The organism is Roseovarius sp. MMSF_3350, assembly GCF_030733425.1.
In the GTDB taxonomy this organism is placed as follows: Bacteria; Pseudomonadota; Alphaproteobacteria; order Rhodobacterales; family Rhodobacteraceae; genus Roseovarius.
Window position 1 is genome coordinate 134,382 of sequence record NZ_JASHIZ010000007.1, and the last position, 17,530, is coordinate 151,911.

Consider the following 17,530-nt stretch of genomic DNA (forward strand, 5'->3'; position numbering starts at 1 on the left):
CGGGTGGCAATTGCGTGGTCCGCGTCCCGGGCCCGACCCGGGACCTCGGCGTCCGGGCATATGCGGGAGGCCCTGGCTCGGGGGTCGGGGCGGGCAACCGGGAGCGAAAGACGCCGCGTCATTCCGCGGCCTCCAGTGTCAGGTCCGCCAGTGACTGGTACCGCTCGGCCTGTTTCGCATGCTCGGCCCAGGGGTCCTTGCGATAGATCGACTGGCTGAGCTCGAAGGCCGCGACCAGCCGTGCGCGTTCGTCTGCGCTGGCCAGCGTTTCTTTCACCCAGTCCAGCCCGACCTTGGCGAGCCACTTGTAGGGGCGGTCGAGGTATTTGGCGTTTTCCCGGTAAAGCTGGATGAAAGCGGTGGTCCATTCGATCGCTTCGGCCTCGGTCGCAACGTCGACAAGGCGTTCGGTTTCCTTCACATCCATGCCCGCCGCGCCGCCCACACCGATCTGGTAGCCACTATCGACACAGACGATGCCCACGTCCTTGCAGGTCGCCTCGGCGCAGTTGCGCGGGCAGCCGGAGACCGCCAGCTTCACCTTGTGGGGTGTCCAGGACCCCCAGAGGATCTGTTCCAGCTTGATGCCAAGGCCGGTGCTGTCCTGCGTGCCGAACCGGCAGTGATCGGTGCCGACACAGGTCTTCACCGTGCGCAGCCCCTTTGAATAGGCATGCCCCGAGACGAGCCCCGCCTTGTTCAGATCATCCCATATGAAGGGCAGGTCCTCGCCCTTCACGCCCAGAAGGTCGATCCGCTGGCCGCCCGTGACCTTGACCGTGGGCACGTCATACTTGTCGGCCGCGTCGGCGATGGCGCGCAGCTCGGCGGCGTTGGTGATGCCGCCCCACATGCGCGGCACGACACTGAAGGTGCCGTCCTTCTGGATATTGGCGTGCTTGCGCTCGTTGACGAAACGGCTTTGCGGGTCGTCGCGGTATTCCAAAGGCCAGTCCGCCAGCAGGTAGAAATTGACCGCCGGACGGCAGACGTGACAGCCGTTGCGCGTCTTCCAACCCAGTTCCTGCCAGACGGCTTCCTGGCTTTTGAGTTCCCGGCCCTTGATCAGGCGGCGCACATCCTCATGCGTCAGGTCGCAGCAGCCGCAGATGGGCTGCGCCGCGGGCATCTGGAAGTCGTCGCCTAGCGTGACTTGCAAAACCTGTTCGACCAGCCCGGTGCAGGTGCCGCAGGAGGTACTGGCCTTGGTCTGCGCGCGGATCGCGCCCAGATCGGTCGCGCCGCCCGCGATGGCGTCTGTGATGGTGCCCTTGCAAATGCCGTTGCAGCCACAGATTTCCGCGTCAAGCGGCAATGCTGCAACGGCTGAGAGAGGGTCCGCGTCGGGCCCTCCCTGGTAGGCGGGACCGAATATAAGCGTCTCGCGCATCTCCGAGATGTCCTCGCCCGACTGGACGAGGCCGAAGAACCAGTTGCTGTCGGCGGTGTTCCCATACATGACCGCGCCGATCAGCCGGTCATCCTCTATCACCAGCCGCTTGTAGACCCCGCGCGCTGGGTCGCGATAGACGATATCCTCGCGGCCCTCTCCGTCGGCGAAATCGCCCGCACTGAACAGGTCGCAGCCGGTGACCTTGAGCTTGGTTGACAGCTCCTTGGGCCTGAAGGCGGCCTCGTCCCCGATCAGCGTCGCGGCGACCACCTTGGCCTGGTCGTAGAGCGGCGCGACGAGGCCGAAGACGGCGCCGTCATGCTCGATGCATTCACCGACGGCCAGAATATTCGCGTCCGACGTGATCATCTGGTCGTCCACATGAATGCCGCGTCCCACGGCCAGCCCCGCCTCGGCGGCTAGGGCGGTGTTGGGGCGGATGCCCACGGCCATCACCAGCAAGTCGCAGGGCAGCTCGGTGCCGTCCTCCAGCACCAGCGCCCGGACCTGGCCGTCCTGGCCCAGGATCTCCTTCGAGCTGGCCGAGACGCGCACGTCGATGCCGCGGCTTTCGAGATCCTTGCGCAACAGGTATCCCGCGGCCTCGTCCAGCTGGCGTTCCATCAGGTGCCCCATCAGGTGCACCACGGTCACCTCCATCCCCCGCAGGCGCAGGCCGGCGGCGGCTTCCAGCCCCAGAAGGCCGCCCCCGATGACCACGGCCCGCGCCCCCGGCCCGGCGGCGGCGGCGTCGATCATCCGATTGGTGTCGTCGAGGTCGCGATAGGCGATCACCCCGTCAAGGTCATGCCCCGGCAGCGGGATCATGAACGGGTTCGACCCGGTGGCGATCAACAGCTTGTCATAGTCCACCGTGCCGTTCTCGCCGGTCACGGTCCTGGCGGTCCGGTCGATTTCGGTCACCTTTTCGCCGAAGCGGCAGGTCACACCATGATCGGCGTACCAGGCGTCATCGTGAGTGACGATCTCCTCGTAGGATTTCTCACCCGACAGGACCGGCGACAGCATGATACGGTTGTAATTGCCGCGCGGCTCGGCGTTGAACAACGTCACGTCCCAGCCGTCGGGATCCGCGTCGAAGAGGTGTTCGAGCGCACGGCCCGAGGCCATCCCTGCGCCGATCACCACGAGTTTCTTGCGTGTCATGGCTTGGCTCCTCTCAATTGTACCAGGCGACGATGTGGGTGAGCGTCTCGCCGCGATAGACCGGCAGGCCGACGAAACTTGTGTAATCCGCCGGAAGGCCGGAGCCGCCTTGCGCCACGACCGGCAGGCCGGAGCCGAGCACCTGGCCCACCACGCCTTTCCATGCGGTGGCGGTCGGCGCCTCGGTGCGCGTGCCTTCACCGTCGTCGCGCCACAGCGGGCCATCGCGTTCGCAGACCCCGTCGGCCAGGATCGCGCGCCCGTCGCGCGTGGCCCGGGCATCCCAGATCTCGAACCGGCGCGCGATGGGCGCGCCCCGCGCGGAAAGAAGCGTCAGCACATAGGGTCGCTCCGCCGGTGTCGCCACCGGCAGGCCAAGCCCCGTGGTCAGCCCCGCCTTTCCTGCGGCAGAGGCACGGATGAACTTGTAGCCGGAGCCAAGGTCGCGCATCAGGATCGGCGCCTGAGCTGCCCAAACACCGCCCGGCAGGCCCTGCCCCTTGGGGAAATGCGTGTGCTGCGAGACGAACGCGAACTCTTCGGCGGCTCCGAAATACCCGTCATCGAGCATCAGCATCCCGCTGTGGTCCTCGGTCCAGACCTCGATGGCGCCGATGCGCGCCTCGTCGTCACCGCACAGGACGACCAGCACGGCCTTCAGCGTGGCGCCGGCGAAGACGGGCACGGCGACTGCGCTTGTCAGCCCAGCCTCCCTTGCCGCCTCGATCCGCTGGAAATACGACCCGTCGAACCGCTTGAGCACGACCGGCCGCGCCTCGTCCCAGGCCTTGCCGGGCAGCCCCTCGCCCCTGGCGAAGCTGGTCTTGCGCGAGGTTTCCTCGAACGCGGCGAGCCCGTTGTAATTGCCGCCTGCCAGCACGAGGCGGTCGCCCTCGGGCACCCAGACCTCGCAGACCTGGATGAATGTATCGGTGGCGGCTTGCACTACGGTATCCATGGTGGGTGTCTCCGTGACGGGCGCGGTCATGCCGCCGCCTTGCGCGATGCGCCGGCTTTGAGTGTCGCGCCGTGCTCGTACTCTTCGAGGAAATCCAGAACCTGCTGGCGATAGCGATAGTAGTCGGGGTGTTCGAGCAGCGCCTTGCGGCTGCGCGGGCGCGGCAGGTCGACCTTCGTGATGCGCCCGATGGTGGCCTGCGGGCCGTTGGTCATCATCACCACGCGGTCAGCCAGCAGGATCGCCTCGTCCACGTCATGTGTGACGCAGATCGCCGTGACCTTGGTGCGCGACCACACCTCCATCAGCACTTCCTGCAATTCCCAGCGTGTCAGGCTGTCGAGCATCCCGAAGGGCTCATCCAGCAACAGCAGCTTTGGCGAGAGGGCAAAGGCGCGGGCGATGCCGACCCGCTGCTGCATCCCGTTCGACATCTCGCTGGCGGGCTTGTCCATCGCATCGGCCAGCCCGACGCGTTCGAGGTAGTATTCCACCACATCCTGACGTTCCGACTGGCTGGCGCGGGGATAGACCTTGTCCACCCCGATGGCGCAGTTCTCCCGCGCCGAGAGCCACGGGAAGAGGTTCGGCGACTGGAAGACCACGGCGCGCTCGGGGTCGGCCCCCTCGACGTGGCGGCCATCCAGCTTGATCGCCCCCTGCGAGATACCGTTCAGCCCCGCCGCCATGGTCAACACGGTGGACTTGCCGCAGCCCGAGTGACCGATCAGCGAAATGAACTCGCCACGGTCGATCTTGAGGTCGAAATCCTCGACCACGGTCAGCGGCCCCTTGGGCGTGGGGTAGACCTTGTGCAACTGGCTGAAATCCAGGAACCGCTCGTCGATCAGCCCTTTCTGCGCGTCCTTGATGGCGGCGGGCAGGCCGTGGATCGGCGTCACGTCGGGCAGGTTGCGACTGCCCTCGACCTTGGCCTCGATGCCCACGTCCATCAGGTACTTGGTGACATCGGCGCGCAGGCGCTTGAACGTGTCGTCCGTGTTCATCTCCATCCGGTCGCGCGGGCGCGGGATGCTCACGGTGAACTCCTCGCCCAGCGTGCCGTCCGGGTTCAGCGCGATGATCCGGTCGGCAAGGATGATCGCCTCGTCCACGTCGTTGGTGATCAGCACGCAGGTCTTTTGGTCGGCCTGCCAGATCCGCTCGATCTCGTCGGCAAGGTTGGCGCGGGTCAGCGCGTCCAGCGCCGACAGCGGCTCGTCCAGCAGCAGCATCTCGGGGTTCATCGCCAGCGCGCGGGCGACGTTGACCCGCTGGCGCATCCCGCCCGACAACTCCGCCGGGCGGCGCGTCGCGGCATGGCCCAGGCCGACCATCTCGACGTAATGCGCCACCTTCTCCGCCTTCTCCGCGCGGGACAACCCGGGAAACACCGTGTCCACCGCAAGGCCCACATTGCCGTTCACCGTCAACCACGGCATCAGCGAATAGCTCTGGAAGATCACGCCACGCTCGGGGCCGGGCCCGGTGACGGGCGCGCCCTTGAAGCTGACGTTGCCCTTCGTCGGGTGTTCCAGCCCCGCCATCAGGTTGATCAGCGTTGTCTTTCCCGTGCCGGAAAAGCCCAGCAGCACGAGGAACTCGCCCTCCTGCACCTCCAGGTCTATATCCTTCAGCACGTGGGTGGCGTGCAGGCCGGTGCCGAAGCTCTGGCTGACATTATCGAGTTTGAGAAGGCTCATGACGTTTTCCTTTTGCGCTACCGCTTCGCTGCTCGAGCGCGGGTCACCGGTTGTTCGTGAAGGTGAAAAGGGACTGCAGCGCGTACATCACACGATCCAGCAGGAAGCCGATGATGCCGATCGTCAGGACGGCGACCATGATCCGGGCGAGGCTCGACGAAGACCCGTTCTGGAATTCGTCCCAGACGAATTTGCCCAGGCCGGGGTTCTGCGCCAGCATCTCGGCGGCGATCAGGACCATCCACCCCACGCCCAGCGACAGCCGCAGACCGGTGAAGATCAGCGGCAGGGCCGAGGGCAGGACCAGCTTCGTGATCTTGGTCCAGGTGTTCATCTTCAGCACCTTCGAGACGTTCACCAGGTCCTTGTCGATCGAGGCCACGCCAAGCGCCGTATTGATCAGCGTGGGCCAAAGCGAGCACAGCGTCACGGTGACCGCGGAAATGATGAAGCTCTTTGGAAACAGCCCCTCGTCGGTCGCCGCCAGCGCGGAAACGATCATCGTCACGATTGGCAGCCACGCCAGTGGCGAGACCGGCTTGAAGATCTGTATCAGCGGGTTGAGCCCCGCGTTGGCGGTCGGAGACAGCCCGGCCAGGATGCCCAGCGGCACGGCCACCAGCGTCGCCAGAAGGAAGCCGAAAAAGACCGTCTGGATCGAGGTCCAGATCTGCTGGTAATAACTGGGCGCCCCGGTATAGGCGCGTTCCTTGGGGTCCCGCCCGCTGGCGATCAGACGCTCGTTGAGCTGGTCGACCTTGGCCTGGAACTCCGTCCGCTTTTCGGCCTTGGCCACCGCGTCCTCGTGCAGGTTGACCGCCTCGGCCAAGACCTGTCCCGGGCCGGGCACGGTGCCAAGCGAGGTTTCGACCTTGGGGGCCAGCATACCCCACAGCAGCAGGAACGCGGCAATCGCCAGCAGCGGCACGGCCAGCAAGCGCCAGATCTCCTTGACCTGGGCGCGGGGATTGTCGCCCGCGGCAGCCCGGAGCACCGGCGTGGCCCAACTCAGCCCCAGCACCTGAAACCATTTGTCCGCGGTGTTGATGCGGGTGAAGAGCCGCGCGCGGCGCGCTTCGCGGTCTGCGCTTTCGGTGAAATTCGGATCAACGGTGGTCATAAAGGGGGTCCTTGCTGCGAAAATGGCAAATGGGCCGGGCATGTCTGGCCGGGCCGCCCGTCGCGTTGGACGAGCGGTCCGGCCTTTCGTCAGCCTTCGACCTCAGTGCCAACAACGATCTGCTCGCCCTTCAAGCCGATCGGCAGGCTGTCAAGATAGGCGTTGGGCGTGCGGCCATCGTAGGGGATACCGTCGATGATATCCTCTGACGGGGTCGGCGCCTTGTAGCCGTCGCTGTCCCAAGGAAAGTCCGCTTCATCAGCCAGGCCTTCGTCGACCAGCATCCGGGCGGCTTCGAGGTAGATCTCGGGCTTGTAGACCGACTTGGCGACCTCGTCATACCAGCTGTCGGGCTTGGGCTCGGCGATCTGGCCCCAGCGGCGCATCTGGGTCAGATACCAGATGGCATCCGAATAGAACGGATACGTCGCGTTATACCGGAAGAAGACGTTGAAATCCGGAATGTCGCGCTTGTCGCCGTTCTCGAACTCGAAAAAGCCGGTCATCGAGTTGGCGATCACCTCGGCATCCGCGCCCACGTACTCTGGACGGCTCAGGATCTCGACCGCCTCGGGGCGATTAGCGTTGTCGTTTTCATCCAGCCAGATCGCGGCACGGATAAGCGCCTTGGTCACCGCCAGCGTCGTGTTTGGGTTTTCCTCCGCGAACTCGGCAGTGATGCCGAATACCTTCTCGGGATTGTTCTTCCAAAGCTGGTAGTCGGTGATCACCGGTACGCCGATGCCTTTGAACACCGCCTGCTGGTTCCAGGGCTCGCCCACGCAGTAGCCATAGATCGTACCGGCCTCCAGCGTGGCGGGCATCTGCGGCGGCGGCGTGACCGAGAGCAGCACATCCGCACCGATCTGGCCCGAAATGTTCTCCTGGCTGTAATAGCCCGGATGCAGCCCACCGGCGGCCAGCCAGTAGCGCAGCTCGTAATTGTGGGTCGAGACCGGAAAGACCATGCCCATGTTGAAGGGCTTGCCCTGCGCCTTGTACTCCTCGACCACCGGCGCCAGCGCCTCGGCCGAGATCGGATGCTGCGGACGGCCGTCCTCCATCTTGGGAATATGCGGCAGCATCTGGTCCCAGACCTCGTTCGAGACCGTGATCGCGTTGCCGTTCAGGTCCATCGAGAAGGGCGTGATGATATGCGCCTCGGTGCCGAAGCCGATCGTGGCCGCCAGCGGCTGACCGGCCAGCATGTGCGCGCCGTCAAGCTGCCCGTCGATCACGCCGTCCAGCAGGACCTTCCAGTTCGCCTGCGCCTCGAGTGTGACGAAGAGACCCTCGTCGAGGAAATACCCCTGTTCATAGGCCACGGCCAGCGGGGCCATGTCCGTCAGCTTGATGAAGCCGAAGGTCAGTTCGTCCTTTTCCAGGTCCAGAAGTTCGGCCATGGCCGGGCTGGCAAGTGCGGTCGTGGCGGCGATGCCGCAAAGAAGCTTTTTCATCATTCGTCCTGTCGATGCGCCCGGGCTGGCTCGAGGAGTGGCCGGGCTGGAAACGCAAAAAAAGGCCGTTCACCATCCCCCGACATGCGTCGGCGGAAAGCGAGCGACCTTGCTCAGACTGTCCCTGTCATTGGGAAGAATTCTGTCCGATCCACCCCGTTGCGGATCGACGACCCCTTTTTGGCGCGTCCGAGAGCTGCAAGCCAGAAAAATCCCGGCAATCCGGCTGAAAAGGACGCAACACGCGGCCGGGTGATTAAAAAGTGATCACCCGGGATCGTCCGGGTCGAAAACCGCGCCATCAAAAAAACGGTCGGGGAGCAGATTCAACTGCCCGCGAGAGGACGCTACCGCCGTCGGATGCAGAATCGCCCCCTCTACCTTGGCCGAGGCGCCGGGCAGGTCCGCATCGGTCTGTGCCATGTGCTGACGATAAAGATCGGAGCGAAAGACCGCCGCCGCCGTGTCCTTGTCCGCCCCCGTTCCATGCGCGGCGTCAAGGCGATGGGCCAGCCATTTCGACTGGCTGCGCCATGGGAACGTCGCGGCGGATCCCTGAAAGCGCAGGAAACCGTCGCAGTCGCGCTGCTCGCCCTTGCGCGACAGGATCATCCGGCCCGAGAGGGCCCTGTCGATCAGCTCCAGCGGCAGGTCGAGATATTCCTCGCGCGACAGGATCTGGGCGGCGGTGATGCGGCTGTCCGGCTTGGCCAGCCAGCGGCTCGCCTGCCAGACCGCCCGGATCAGACGGCCCAGCAGGTCCGGCTCGGTCTCGGCCCAGTCGCTGCGCGTGGCCAGCACCTTTTCCGGCGCCCCCTGCCAGATCGCGCGACCGGGCAACAACAGCGCGCCCACACCCCTGTCCACCGCGACCGATCCCCAGGGCTCGCCCACGCAAAAGGCATCGATGTCGCCGGCCTCCAGCGCGTCGGCCATCAGCGGCGGCGGGACGGTGCGGATCTCGATACTGTCGAGACCCAGATCGGTCCGTTCGGCCCAGTAGCGCAAAAGCTCCACATGCATCGAGAACGGGAACGGCACGCCGAAGACCAGCCTGCCGGTGCCGGCCCGTTTCAGCGCGGCGGCAGCGGCCCGCGCATCGTCGAAGTCAAAGCCGTAGCCCGCCGCGCGCAGCCTGTCCTCCAACGGGCGCCCGATGCCGATCACGTTGCCGTTGACCGACAGGACGCAGACAGCGGCCAGCGAAGCACCCATCCCGCCAAGGCCCATTTTCATGGCGACCGGCACCGCAGACAGCATGTGCGCCGCATCGACCCGGCCAAACCCCAGCATGTCCCGCAGCGAGGACCATGACGGCGCGGGCACGAGCTCCAGCCCGATCGCCTCGGCCTCGGCAAAGCCCAGTTCGTGGGCCACGATCAGCGGCGCCGCGTCCACCAGCGGCATATAGGCGACGGGAATGGTGACGCGCCTCATCCCAGAAGTCCCGCCGCCGTGACCAACGCCTCGGCCACGTCGGCCACCTTACGCCCCTGGTCCATGGCCGTCTTGCGCAGCAGGGCATAGGCCGCGTCCTCGTCGATCCCCTTGGCCTTCATCAACAGGCCCTTGGCGCGGTCGATCACCTTGCGCTCTTCCAACGCACGCCGGGTTTCGGCCAGTTCGTTGCGCATCTGGCGGACCATGCTGAACCGGGCGATGGCGGTGTCCATCACCGGCTTGACCCGTTCGGGCGCCAGCCCATCGACCACATAGGCCGACACCCCGGCCTCGATCGCGTCGCGGGCCAACCCGCCTGCCGCGCCCGAGACGAACATGGCGACGGGCCGGTCCAGCGGGCCCGAGGCCAGGGTCAGTTCCTCCATCGTGTCACGGGTCGGGTTGTCGATGTCGATCAGCACGATATCGGGGGAATGCTCTGCGATCTTGCGGGCCAGGCTGGAATAGTTGCCGATCACGTAGACGTCGCAATCGCCCGTCTGCGCAAGCGCATCGACGATCCCGGTGGCCCGGTCCCGATCCTCTTCCACCACGACAACTGTCAGCCGGTTCTGCATGGCCCCTTAGTGCAATGCTGCAACGCGGCACTCAATAGATCCATCCGCTTTTCCGGCGGCCCGTTTCGTTTTGCAGGGATGCGCCGCTTCTTGCGTCCAAATTTTGAGCAGTTTGGGCCGCGGTCGATTTGCCGGTCTTCAGATACCTACTTTCGGAATATCCGCGTGGAGCGGAACATGTCCTCCAGTTCTTCTATCCGGTCGCGCGCCTTTTCCAGGCGCCGTGTCTGGATCGCGGCGATAAGCGCTTCGACGATCAGGTTGATCGCAAGGGTCGAATCCCAGCTGGAGGGCACCTCGACCAACGAGTTGATGACGTGATCGGCCGTCTGCGAGATCGGCGAGCCCCATTGGTCGGTGAAAAGCACGATGACCACGCCGCGGTCCCTGGCCAGGCTCGCAAGCCGCGCGAGGTCCGCCTCGTAGCGGCGAATGTCGAAGATCACGAGAACCGAACGCGGCCCCATATCGATAAGGTATTGCGGCCAGACGTTGGGGGATTGCGACAACAGCGTCACGCCGGGGCGGACGATCTGAAGGTGGTTGAAGAAATAATCCGCGTTCGACCGCGTGATACGCCCGCCCAGCAGAAAGATGCTGCGGCGCGTATCGGCAAGCACCGTGGCCAGCGCGTCGAAGGTGGCGGGGTCAAGCCGCTCGATCGTCTGGTTCAAATTGTCGAACACCGCTTCGGCGAAATTCCGGAACGCGGGCGAATCCTTGCGCCCCTGCGGCCAGCCCTCGCGCTTGAGAATCGGTTTCTTGATCTGGGCAGAGGCTTCTTCACGCAGGGCGGCCTGCATCTCGGGAAAGCCGTCAAAGCCCAGTTTCCTCGCCAGACGGATCACGGTTGGGGTCGATACGCCCGACGCCTCGGCCAGCTTGGTGATGGATTGCAGCCCGGCCATGGGATAGTCGCGCAGCAGCGTGTCGGACAACAGCCGCTCCGCCGGGGTCAGCGCGCCGGCCTTGTCCTTGAGCGTGTCCTTGACGATAACTGTCCGTGCCACCAGTGCCCTCTTTCAAAGCAGCTGCCAGAAGTTTGAAGCAATTGTTACAAGCTATCCCAGTGGCGTAATTTCGTCTACGGAAATTTCTTGACAGTTTTCCGGCCGCTGACACTAATGGCCGGTGTGAATGGATCGACAACATACCAGATTCTGGGCGCCGGCGACGGGCCCGTCGCCGAGGTGGTCAACCCCGGCGGGCAGGCGCCACTGTGTCTTGTGTGCGAACATGCCAGCGCCGTCATTCCGCCCGCGATTGGTACGCTTGGACTGGCGCCCGAAGATCGGTTTTCGCACGCGGTATGGGACATAGGAGGCGAGGCGCTGTCGCGTGCGCTTTCCTTGCGGTTGGACGCGCCGCTGGTTCTCGCGACGGTCTCGCGTCTGGTCTACGACCTGAACCGCCCGCCAGAGGCACCGGATGCAATGCCGTACCAGAGCGGCGAGATCGAGGTGCCAGGAAATCGCGACCTCAGCGACGCCGAGAAAGCCGCGCGCACGGCACAGGTCTATGATCCGTTTCATGAGACGCTATCCGACGTACTTGATGGATTTGAGGCGCCGCCCGCGCTCGTCACGATACACAGCTTTGCACCGGTATGGCACGGCACGCCCCGCAGGACGCAGCTGGGCTTGCTGCATGATGCCGACGCGGGGCTTGCGACGGCGATGCTGACGGCCGCTGACGACACGCTGGTCACCCATCTGAACGAGCCTTACTCGGCCCGTGACGGGGTCACTCACACGCTTGCGCGCCATGCCACCGCGCGCGGGCTGAGGAACGTCATGCTCGAGGTGCGCAACGATCTGCTGGGCGAGACTTCGGACGTGGACCGGATCGCGACCTATTTGGCGAATCTGCTGACCATCGCGCTTGCCCGAAAGGCCGCGACCGCATGACCGGGATCATGCTGACATATGTCGCGGTCGTCGACCGCATGAACCGCTGGATCGGGCGGATCGTGATGTACGGGATATTCGCGATGATGGCGATCCTGCTGTGGTCGTCCTTCACCAAGCTGGGCAGCGATATCGGGCTCGATATCAACCCCTCGCTCTGGACGCTGGAAATGGCGCAGTTCGCGATGGTCGCCTATTTCATTCTCGGCGGGCCGTACTCGATCCAGATGGGCTCGAACGTGCGGATGGACCTGCTCTATGGCGAGTGGAGCGACCGGCGCAAGGCGCAGGTCGACGCCATTACCGTGCTTTTCCTGATCGTCTACCTGGCCTTCCTGCTGTGGGGCGGCTGGGACAGCCTGATGTATTCCTTCCAGTATGGCGGTGAGCGCAGCAACAGCGTCTGGCGGCCTTACCTGTGGCCGATCAAGCTGATCATGGTCGTGGGCATCTTCCTGATGCTGCTTCAGGCCGTCAGCGAATTCTTCAAGGATATCCTGCGGCTGAAGGGGCATGATATGGGCCCCAAGGACGAAGACAGCTCTGACGCCCGGCCCGAGGGGACCCGCACCTGATGCCCTACGAAGCCATCGCCGCGCTGATGTTCGCATCCATGATGCTGATGCTGCTGACCGGCCAGCGGGTCTTCGGCGCCATCGGTTTCGTCGCCGTCATCGCGGCCTTCTTCCTGTGGGGGGACCGGGGCGGGTACGACCTTGGCTTTGCCGCTGCGATCAAGGTGATGAAATGGTATCCGCTGCTGACGCTGCCGATGTTCATCTTCATGGGGTACATCCTGTCCGAAAGCCGCATTGCCGACGACCTCTACCGGATGTTCCACGTCTGGATGGGCGGGCTGTCCGGTGGTTTGGCCGTGGGGACAATCGGCCTGATGGTGCTGATCTCGGCCATGAACGGGCTGTCGGTGGCGGGCATGGCCATTGGCGCCACCATCGCGCTGCCGGAACTGCTCAAACGAGGCTACGACAAGCGGATGGTCACCGGTGTGATACAGGCGGGCTCATCGCTGGGCATCCTCGTGCCACCCTCCGTCGTTCTGGTGCTGTATGCCATGATCGCCCGCCAGCCCGTTGGGCAGCTCTGGCTCGCCGGTGTGCTGCCGGGGCTGATGATGGCCGGGATGTTCATCCTTTACATCGTGATCCGCTGCCGCCTGAACCCGACGCTCGGCCCGATCCTGCCCAAGGAGGAGCGCGACATTCCGATGGGCGAAAAGATCCGCCTGCTGGGCGCGGGCCTGCTGCCGCTCTTCATCTTCTTCACCATGATGGTGCCCTTCGTGAACGGCTGGACATCCCTGGTGGAATCCTCGGCCATCGGCGCCATCGCCGCCTTCCTGGCCGCCGTGGTGAAGGGACGCATGACGCGGCAGGTGTTCGAGACGTCGGTGCGCAAGACGCTAGGCATCTCCTGCATGTTCATGTGGATCATCCTGGCGGCCCTGGCCTTCGGCGCGGTCTTCGACGGGCTGGGCGCGGTCAAGGCGATCGAGAGCCTCTTCACCGAACAGCTGGGCCTCAGCCCCTGGATGATCCTGATCCTGATGCAGCTGTCGTTCATCCTGATGGGCACGTTTCTGGACGACACCGCGATGCTGGTGATCGTGGCACCGCTCTACGTGCCTCTAGTGGGCGCGCTCGGCTTCGACCTGATCTGGTACGGCGTGCTTTACACCATCACCACGCAAATCGCCTACATGACGCCGCCCTTCGGCTATAACCTCTTTCTGATGCGCGCCATGGCGCCGCCCGAAATCACGCTGAAGGACATCTACACCTCGATCCTGCCCTTCGTGCTGGTCATGGTGGTGGCGCTGGCGACGATCATGACCTTCCCCGAAATCGCGCTTTGGCTGCCGGGGTATGTCTATGGAAATTAAACAAAAGACCTTGGTCACAAGGCGTTCGAGCAACTGAACCTAACAGAGAGGGTATAACAATGACGACAAGACGTAATTTCCTGAGAGCGGCCGGTGCGGCCGTACCGGCGACGCTTGCAACCCCTGCGATCGTCAAGGCGCAATCCGCGATCAAGTGGCGCTTCCAGACCTATGCCGGCAGCGCGCTTGGCGAACAGGTGACCAAACCGGCCATCGACTACATCAACGCCAATTCCAATGGCGAGCTGGAGATCGAGCTGTTCTACGCCGACCAGATCGTACCCACCGGCGAGCTGTTCCAGGCGCTTCAGCGCGGAACGATCGACGGCGTCCATTCGGACGACGACTCGATGGCCTCGCCCACGCCGCTGCGCATGTTCGGCGGGTATTTCCCGTTTGCGACCAAGCACATCCTCGACGTGCCGGTGCTCTTCAACCAGTACGGCCTCGCCGATATCTGGCGCGAGGAATACGGCAAGGTCGGCGTAGAGTGGCTGTCGGCGGCGGGGCAGGACCCGTGCAACTTCAACACCAAGAAGGAAATCACCTCGGTCGACGACCTCGACGGGCTGAAGCTCTACACCTTCCCCACGGCGGGCCGGTTCCTGGCCAAGTTCGGCGTCGTGCCGGTGAACATTCCTTACGAGGACGCCGAGGTCGCCGTGCAGACCGGCGAGCTTGACGGCATGGCCTGGTCGGGCATCACCGAGGATTACACCGTGGGCTGGGCCGACGTGACCGACTACTTCCTGACCAACAACATCTCGGGTGCATGGATCGGCTCGTGGTTCGCTAACCAGGAACGCTGGGCCGAACTGCCCGATCACCTGAAATCGGTCGTCATGGCCGGGGTCGAGGCCGGTCACACCTACCGCAACCAGTGGTACTGGGGCGGCGAGGCCGCGCTGCGCGCCAACGGCGACAAGCTGGAACTGCGCTCGGTGCCCGCGTCCGAATGGGCCGAGGTCGAGAACGCCGCCAAGGAATTCTGGGACGAGGTCGCCCAGGAAGGCGAGGTTCACGAGAAGATCGTCGGCATCTTCCGCGAGTACAACTCGGTCATCAACCAGGCCGGCGTGCCCTACAACTTCGAGTAAGCCAGCCCAAAGACCCGGAGCGCCTTCCCGCAAGGCGCTCCGTTCATTTCAAGGAGAACACACATGACCGCCAATCTCAGCTTCGACGCTCTCAAGAAGCTTGCCTCCAAAGGCGAGATCGACACGGTGCTCGTCTGCCTCGTGGACATGCAGGGCCGGCTTGCGGGCAAGCGGTTCCACGTGTCGAACTTCCTTGAAAGCGCGCACGTGGAAACTCATTGCTGCAACTACCTTCTGGCGACGGACCTGGAAATGGCGACGCCGGACGGATATGCCGCGACCTCGTGGGAAAAGGGCTATGGCGACTACGTGATGAAGCCGGACCTTGGCACGCTGCGCCTCGTGCCGTGGCTCGAAGGCACGGCGATGGTGCTGTGCGATATCCTGGACCACCACACCCACAAGCCGGTACCCCACAGCCCGCGCCAGATCCTCAAGGCCCAGATCGAACGGGCCGAGGCGATGGGCTTTACCGCGATGATGGCGACCGAACTGGAGTTCTTCCTGTTCGAGAAATCCTTCGACGAGATCCGCCGCGAGGGCTTTCGCAGCCTGACGCCCTTCAGCGGCTACAACGAGGATTACAACATCCTTCAGACCACCAAGGAAGAGCATGTCATGCGCCCAATCCGCAACCTGCTCTATGCGGCGGGCGTGCCGGTCGAGAACACCAAGGGCGAGGCGGAAACCGGGCAGGAGGAGCTGAACATCCGCTATGCCGAGGCCATGCTTTGCGCCGATCACCACACGATCGCCAAGCAGGCGGTGAAGGAGATCGCGAACCAGCATGGCCATGCCGCCAGCTTCCTGCCCAAGTGGCACGCCGACAAGGTCGGCTCCGCCGCGCATATTCACCAGTCGCTGTTCAAGGGCGACACCCCCGCGTTTTACGATGCGGACGCCGACCTGACCATGTCCGACACGCTGAAAAGCTATGTCGCGGGCCTGCTGAAATACACCACCGACATCACCTATTTCCTCGCGCCCTACATCAACAGCTACAAGCGCCTGATGCCGGGCACCTTTGCCCCCACCAAGATCGCATGGAGCATCGACAACCGCACCGCCTGCTACCGGCTGGTGGGGGATGGCACCAAGGGCGTGCGCATCGAATGCCGGACGCCGGGTTCGGACATCAACCCGTATCTCGCCTGTGCCGCGCAACTGGCCGCCGGGCTCTGCGGCATCGAGGAGGGGCTGGAGCTGTCGCCCCCCGTCACCGGCGATGTCTACCAGATGGACGATGTGCCGATGCTGCCCCACACCCTGCGCGCGGCCACCGACCTTTTGCGCAATTCCGACATGTTGCGCCGGGTGATGGGAGACGCCGTGGTCGATCACTACACCCGCGCCGCCGAGGTGGAGCAGGAGACGTTCGACGCGGTCGTGACCGACTGGGAAATCGCGCGCGGATTTGAAAGGGCATGAGCATGAGCAAGACGGTTGACCTGATCTCGCCGATCGACGGATCGGTTTATATCACGCGGGATGTGCTGCACCTCGACGCGGCGGTGGCTGCGACCGACAAGGCCCGGACGGCACAGGCGGACTGGGCCGCAAAGCCACTGGCCGAGCGTGTCGCCACCCTGCGCAAAGCCAATGAGATCATCGGGGCTGACACCGACCGCATGGCGCTTGAACTGGCGCACCAGATGGGCCGCCCCGTGCGCTATGGCGGCGAATATGGCGGCTTCAGCGAACGTCTGTCCTACATGGCCGACGTGGCCGCCGAAGGTCTGGCCGAGGATATCATCGAGGACAGCGACACCGCCCGCCGCGTCATCAAGCGCGTGCCCTGGGGGGTCGTCCTGGTCGTGGCGCCGTGGAACTATCCCTACATGACGGCGATCAACACGGTCGCGCCCGCGCTCATCGCGGGCAACTCCGTCATCCTCAAACATGCCAGCCAGACCTTGCAGGTGGGCGAGCATCTGGCCGAGGCGCTGCACGCGGCGGGCGTGCCCCGGGACGTGTTCCAGAACGTGGTGATCGACCACGACACGACCGACGCGCTGATCGCGGGCCGCCACGTGGATTTCGTGAACTTCACCGGCTCGGTCGGGGGCGGGCAGGCGATGGAACGCGCCGCAGCCGGGACGTTCACGCCGGTCTCGACGGAACTGGGCGGCAAGGACCCCGGCTACGTTCGCGCCGACGCGGACGTCGAGGCCGCCGTCGATGGCCTGATGGACGGCGCGATCTTCAACGCGGGCCAATGCTGCTGCGGGATCGAGCGGATCTACGTGGCCGAACCCCTGTTCGACGCCTTCGTCGAAAAGGCCGTCGCCTGGGTCAAGGCGCAGAAACTGGGCAACCCGCTCGACCCCGAAACCACCCTCGGCCCGATGGCCAATATCCGCTTTGCCCGCGAAGTCCGCGCGCAGATATCCGAGGCGCTGGAGGATGGCGCGACGGCCCATATCGACCGGATGCAGGCCGATGACGGCGACAACACCTATGTCACCCCGCAGGTCCTGACCAACGTCACCCACGGCATGCGGGTGATGCGGGACGAAACCTTCGGCCCCGTGGTCGGCATCATGTCCGTGCCCGATGACGACACCGCGATCCGCCTGATGAACGACAGCCGCTTCGGCCTGACCGCCTCGGTCTGGACACGCGACAGCGCGGCGGCGGAACGCATCGGCGACCGGATCGAGACCGGCACCGTCTTCATGAACCGCTGCGATTACCTCGACCCCGCCTTGTGCTGGACCGGATGCAAGGACACCGGCCACGGCGCGGGGCTGTCGAAACTCGCCTACCAGGCCCTCACGCGGCCCAAATCCTATCACTTGAGAAAGATCTGA

At 64.6% G+C, this 17,530-nt stretch carries 14 protein-coding genes; 6 read left to right on the top strand and 8 right to left on the bottom strand.

Annotation, left to right across the window (positions count from 1 at the left end):
- Positions 1–118 precede the first annotated feature (118 nt).
- The 8 genes from nirB to RBB31_RS08920 form a co-directional block, all read right to left on the bottom strand.
- Positions 119–2,560, bottom strand: coding sequence for a nitrite reductase large subunit NirB (nirB, locus tag RBB31_RS08885; protein ID WP_306128926.1), 2,442 nt, complete (start codon positions 2,558–2,560; stop codon positions 119–121).
- Between the two features lie 13 nt (positions 2,561–2,573).
- Positions 2,574–3,548 carry a GAF domain-containing protein gene (locus RBB31_RS08890; protein ID WP_306128927.1) on the bottom strand — a complete coding sequence of 325 codons (975 nt, stop codon included), beginning with the start codon at positions 3,546–3,548 and terminating at the stop codon, positions 2,574–2,576.
- Entirely contained in the window at positions 3,545–5,221 is a 1,677-nt protein-coding gene (locus RBB31_RS08895) for an ABC transporter ATP-binding protein (RefSeq protein WP_306128928.1), read from the bottom strand. Before RBB31_RS08895 ends, RBB31_RS08890 begins: the two co-directional genes overlap by 4 nt.
- Before the next feature lie 43 nt (positions 5,222–5,264).
- Entirely contained in the window at positions 5,265–6,341 is a 1,077-nt protein-coding gene (locus tag RBB31_RS08900; RefSeq protein ID WP_306128929.1) for an ABC transporter permease, read from the bottom strand.
- A gap of 89 nt (positions 6,342–6,430) precedes the next feature.
- Positions 6,431–7,798 (bottom strand): CmpA/NrtA family ABC transporter substrate-binding protein, encoded by a 1,368-nt coding sequence (locus RBB31_RS08905; protein WP_306128930.1) that lies wholly within the window; start codon positions 7,796–7,798, stop codon positions 6,431–6,433.
- 267 nt (positions 7,799–8,065) lie between these two features.
- Complete coding sequence (locus RBB31_RS08910) at positions 8,066–9,235, bottom strand: ABC transporter substrate-binding protein (protein WP_306128931.1); 1,170 nt, start codon at positions 9,233–9,235, stop codon at positions 8,066–8,068.
- Entirely contained in the window at positions 9,232–9,816 is a 585-nt protein-coding gene (locus RBB31_RS08915) for an ANTAR domain-containing response regulator (protein ID WP_306128932.1), read from the bottom strand. Before RBB31_RS08915 ends, RBB31_RS08910 begins: the two co-directional genes overlap by 4 nt.
- A 146-nt stretch (positions 9,817–9,962) precedes the next feature.
- The gene (locus RBB31_RS08920) at positions 9,963–10,826 is read right to left on the bottom strand and encodes a MurR/RpiR family transcriptional regulator (protein ID WP_306128933.1); all 864 of its coding nucleotides are present in this window, start codon (positions 10,824–10,826) and stop codon (positions 9,963–9,965) included.
- Positions 10,827–10,913: 87 nt separating this feature from the next.
- Between RBB31_RS08920 and RBB31_RS08925 the strand changes: the two genes are divergently transcribed.
- From RBB31_RS08925 to RBB31_RS08950, 6 genes are all read left to right on the top strand, one after another.
- Positions 10,914–11,723: an N-formylglutamate amidohydrolase gene (locus RBB31_RS08925; RefSeq protein ID WP_306128934.1), complete on the top strand. Its 810-nt coding sequence runs from the start codon at positions 10,914–10,916 to the stop codon at positions 11,721–11,723.
- The gene (locus RBB31_RS08930; protein ID WP_306128935.1) at positions 11,720–12,298 is read left to right on the top strand and encodes a TRAP transporter small permease subunit; all 579 of its coding nucleotides are present in this window, start codon (positions 11,720–11,722) and stop codon (positions 12,296–12,298) included. Before RBB31_RS08925 ends, RBB31_RS08930 begins: the two co-directional genes overlap by 4 nt.
- Positions 12,298–13,623, top strand: coding sequence for a TRAP transporter large permease subunit (locus RBB31_RS08935; protein ID WP_306128936.1), 1,326 nt, complete (start codon positions 12,298–12,300; stop codon positions 13,621–13,623). The genes RBB31_RS08930 and RBB31_RS08935 overlap by 1 nt, the downstream gene beginning before the upstream one ends.
- Before the next feature lie 59 nt (positions 13,624–13,682).
- Entirely contained in the window at positions 13,683–14,720 is a 1,038-nt protein-coding gene (locus RBB31_RS08940; protein ID WP_306128937.1) for a TRAP transporter substrate-binding protein, read from the top strand.
- Between the two features lie 63 nt (positions 14,721–14,783).
- Entirely contained in the window at positions 14,784–16,148 is a 1,365-nt protein-coding gene (locus RBB31_RS08945) for a glutamine synthetase family protein (RefSeq protein WP_306128938.1), read from the top strand.
- A 2-nt stretch (positions 16,149–16,150) separates the two neighbouring features.
- On the top strand, positions 16,151–17,530 hold the full coding sequence (locus RBB31_RS08950; RefSeq protein WP_306128939.1) for an aldehyde dehydrogenase family protein: 1,380 nt from the start codon (positions 16,151–16,153) through the stop codon (positions 17,528–17,530).

Bases quoted from the DNA above. Each gene is read 5' to 3' on its own strand.
- RBB31_RS08910 (WP_306128931.1), bottom strand. From the start codon at position 9,235: ATGAGGCGCGTCACCATTCCCGTCGCCTATATGCCGCTGGTGGACGCG.
- nirB (WP_306128926.1), bottom strand. From the start codon at position 2,560: ATGACACGCAAGAAACTCGTGGTGATCGGCGCAGGGATGGCCTCGGGC.
- RBB31_RS08895 (WP_306128928.1), bottom strand. From the start codon at position 5,221: ATGAGCCTTCTCAAACTCGATAATGTCAGCCAGAGCTTCGGCACCGGC.
- RBB31_RS08940 (WP_306128937.1), top strand. From the start codon at position 13,683: ATGACGACAAGACGTAATTTCCTGAGAGCGGCCGGTGCGGCCGTACCG.
- RBB31_RS08915 (WP_306128932.1), bottom strand. From the start codon at position 9,816: ATGCAGAACCGGCTGACAGTTGTCGTGGTGGAAGAGGATCGGGACCGG.
- RBB31_RS08945 (WP_306128938.1), top strand. From the start codon at position 14,784: ATGACCGCCAATCTCAGCTTCGACGCTCTCAAGAAGCTTGCCTCCAAA.
- RBB31_RS08890 (WP_306128927.1), bottom strand. From the start codon at position 3,548: ATGACCGCGCCCGTCACGGAGACACCCACCATGGATACCGTAGTGCAA.
- RBB31_RS08935 (WP_306128936.1), top strand. From the start codon at position 12,298: ATGCCCTACGAAGCCATCGCCGCGCTGATGTTCGCATCCATGATGCTG.
- RBB31_RS08905 (WP_306128930.1), bottom strand. From the start codon at position 7,798: ATGAAAAAGCTTCTTTGCGGCATCGCCGCCACGACCGCACTTGCCAGC.
- RBB31_RS08950 (WP_306128939.1), top strand. From the start codon at position 16,151: ATGAGCAAGACGGTTGACCTGATCTCGCCGATCGACGGATCGGTTTAT.
- RBB31_RS08900 (WP_306128929.1), bottom strand. From the start codon at position 6,341: ATGACCACCGTTGATCCGAATTTCACCGAAAGCGCAGACCGCGAAGCG.
- RBB31_RS08930 (WP_306128935.1), top strand. From the start codon at position 11,720: ATGACCGGGATCATGCTGACATATGTCGCGGTCGTCGACCGCATGAAC.